This window comes from Treponema sp., from assembly GCF_017430385.1.
Classification (GTDB): domain Bacteria; phylum Spirochaetota; class Spirochaetia; order Treponematales; family Treponemataceae; genus Treponema_D.
This window is the reverse complement of record NZ_JAFRNB010000098.1, coordinates 1-3,503: the sequence shown is the minus strand read 5'-3', so window position 1 is coordinate 3,503 and position 3,503 is coordinate 1. Positions and strand designations below refer to the sequence as shown.

The window sequence follows — 3,503 nt, the reverse complement described above, 5'->3', positions numbered from 1 at the left end:
GCCTTGCGTGGAGTGAATACTGGGGCGTTGGTTGCGTGAAAGTAACCAAAACAACACCCGGTGGCGGCGCTGTTGTCGGCTACTATGCATGCGCACAAGCAGGCGGAGGGCTGTTGGACGGTTATCCTTCTCAGGAATAAGCAAAAAGCATCAACAAATCGTGACTAAGTGACGAGGGAGTCGCATTTATGCGACTCCCTCTAAAAAACAAAATCATATTTATAGAATAGTTAGTTTTTTAATGACATGAAATTATATCACTGGAGGATACGTTATGGGAACAATCGTTATCTATCCTGTAGAAGCAGAAAAAGAGCGTCCTTGCTTGATTTCATTAATCAATGTATTACAGAAAGAAAGCAATCGCAACATTACAATAATTGTTCCCGAAAACGCAACATTAGAATATGAGCAATCCATTTTAAGGAATGAAAATGGAATGCTTGGCGTATCCATCAAGTCTATGGAAAAAATTCAGTCTGTCATTCTTGAAAACTATGGTTACGGTAACGCATATAAAAACAAAACACCGGTAATTGCGACACGTGAAGGGATGATCGCAAAAACATTTCTTCGCATGAACGAACTATCAGACCGTCTGAAGTTCTGTAAAAATGTCCGTATATCGTCAGCAGAAAAAATGTATGACACTATTGAAGACATAAAAATGCACGGATACGGAAAAGAGGAATTGGAAAAGCTGTCTTCCGTTCCATCTATTCCTCCCCTCCTTCGCGACAAATTTCACGATGTGTGTTTGATCATGAGCAATGGCGAAAATGAAAAAGACAATGCTGTTGCTTTGGATGCCTCAGATCTCTTCACAATATCATGCAAAAGCATAGAAAAGATGGCAGCATACGACTCGGATAATATTATTTTTTGCGGTTTTGATGTCTTTACTTCGAAAATGCTTCATTTCTGCAAAAGCCTACTTTTAAATAGCAATAGAAAAGTGCATATGGTATTCGTCATGCCGGACGAAGAGAATAAAAATCCGCAAAATAAAGTATTTGCCGAGTTAGAAAGCTCTATCAATAACGCACGGAAAAAAATCAAAAAAGATAAAGAAGCAAACATCTCTATAGTAGTAGATCGGGAGTATGGCAAAAGCCTAAAACCGGAAATATTCAACCCAGCGATCCGATATTTATCTTCTGAAATCCTCGACCTTCGGGAGAGCATACCAGCAAACATGAACAGCATCAAAATTTATATTGCACCAAATCAGTACACGGAGTGTTTACACGCCGCGCAGCAGATTTTGCAGTGGCACGAAAAAGGCTGTTCTTGGAAAAACATGGGTGTTGTAATGGATATGAACGATATCACATCCAACATGCTTCCTTTGATCATGGAGTCAGCAGGAATTCCGTATTTTCTTTCCTCGAAGCAAAGTTCAGCACAAGCAATAGGAATTAATTATCTTCTTAATGTTGTATGCGCAGCAAACGGATATGAAAGGAATAATCTGATATCTGTAATAAAAAGCGGTTTTCTACAATTTACGGAGGAAGAATCTAACCATCTTGAAATTTATACTCAGGAACATGGCATAACGGGAAATAAATGGTTAATCCCATTCAAAAATAAAAACAAACAGCCCAAAATCGATTGTATTGAAGACATTCGAAAAAGGCTAATTTTGCCTATCGAAAAGCTCCACAAGGAAATAGCTGACAGAAAAAGCACCGCAAAAGATCAGGCAAGGGCTATTTGGACATACTTGACAGAAACAGGATTTTACGAAAAGTTAAGAGAAAAAGAGGCCGGCTATCGCGATAAAGGAATGAATAATTACGCAGAATTAACGCGACAGTCCTGGCATGTTATATGTAAAGTTCTCAATACAATTGCAACGGAAACAACAGAAAGCCATATTTCCATTGAGAATCTCGTTGAAATCCTTACAAAATATTTACGGGACGAATCGATGAAAAGCATTCCTCAAACAGCAAATGCTGTCGTGTTAAGTGACGCGGCAAGTTTCGTTCCGGGAATGAGAAAACGTTGTGTTATTATTTCCCTACAGGAAAAGACTGTGCCACATACGCCTGGACTTCTTACTATAGCAGATAAAAAATGGATGGAAGCTAATGATCCGGTTGTAAACGTTGTGCCAATGTTCTATTTGGCTGACGAAGACGAGGCAATGTGCAAACGCTTAAAGGTAAATCACTACAAGGCTATTATGAGCGCAACAGACATGTTGACGCTTTCGTGCTCCGCTATTTCGCATAAGGGCGAACCGTTAACACCGGATGAGTTAATCAAAAAAGCGTCCGACGCTGTAAAAGAAAAAGTGCCAGAAAACATTGAGGGAGGGCTTCTTTCAAGTAAAATTCTGCCGTTTTCAAAAAATATGGCTATTGAGCTTGTTGCTCAAAAAATCAGAGATTTGCTTTTATATAACAAAGGTGATTTATCTGAAAGCGAAACAGGAGAAGAGGCTCTGCTATGGAAAAAAGCCTATGCATATCTCGTAAAAACAGAACCGGAAAAAATCGAGGAAATTGCAAAAACAATTAACGCACTCCCAAAGGCGGAAAACATTCCAGAAGAAATAGCCCAAAAGCTTTTTAAATCGGATATAACCTCTGTGTCGGAACTGGAAGAATATGCCGCATGTCCTTACGCTCATTTTATCAAATATGGGATAAAGCCATCCGAAAACAGAGAATACTCCTTTGAGGCAGATCAACGAGGAATATTTTATCATGCCGCAATGAAAGCCTATATTGATGAAGCAAAAAAGAATCCTGACTTTCCTAACATTGATCAAAAAACAATAATCAGTGTTTTTAATACCACTGTTCAACCTTTAGTAGATGAATTAAAAGAAACTTCCCTGTCGGAAAGTACGCTGAGCCGCATGGAGTTAAGCGAGTACGTACAGACAGTCAGAATGTCCGCCATTTATGTTACTTACTGGCTTGCGAAAACAAAGTATATGCCACGCGAGTGCGAAATGACATTTGGGAAAAAAGATTCTAAAATGCCGCCTTTGGTTTTGCCTCTACCAAATGGGCATAAAGTAGCTCTTGCAGGAAGCATTGACCGTGTAGACGTTTTTACGGATCAAAACGGCGTTGAATATGGACGTGTTGTGGATTACAAATCATCAGCGCACTCGCTCAATAAAGATGATGTAGAGGCTGGCTATCAATTGCAGTTACCTGTATATCTGAGCGCGCTTATAAACGCAAATCCGGGAATGAAGCCTGCCGGCGCGTTTTATCAGCAAATAGCAAACTCTCCCGTGGAAACAGATAGCGAAGATGAAAATGATGTTCGTCAGAAAATTATGAGCAGCACAAAATTAAACGGAATGTATCTTGTTGAAGAAGGCACAGAACTTGAAAAAGCAAACGGTGGATCTGTGAAGACATCAACAAGATCTAAATCTATCGTCGCTTTAAATGAATCTGAAATGGAAAACATCCTTAACGCAAGCCAGGCGAAAGCAACTGAGCACGCTGTTAATATAGAAAATGGAAAGATAG

1 protein-coding gene is annotated in these 3,503 nt (G+C 39.5%); it reads left to right on the top strand.

What is annotated here, in order from left to right:
- Positions 1-274 precede the first annotated feature (274 nt).
- On the top strand, positions 275-3,503 hold a 3,229-nt coding region (locus IJJ71_RS06715), incomplete at its 3' end, for a PD-(D/E)XK nuclease family protein (RefSeq protein WP_296846058.1).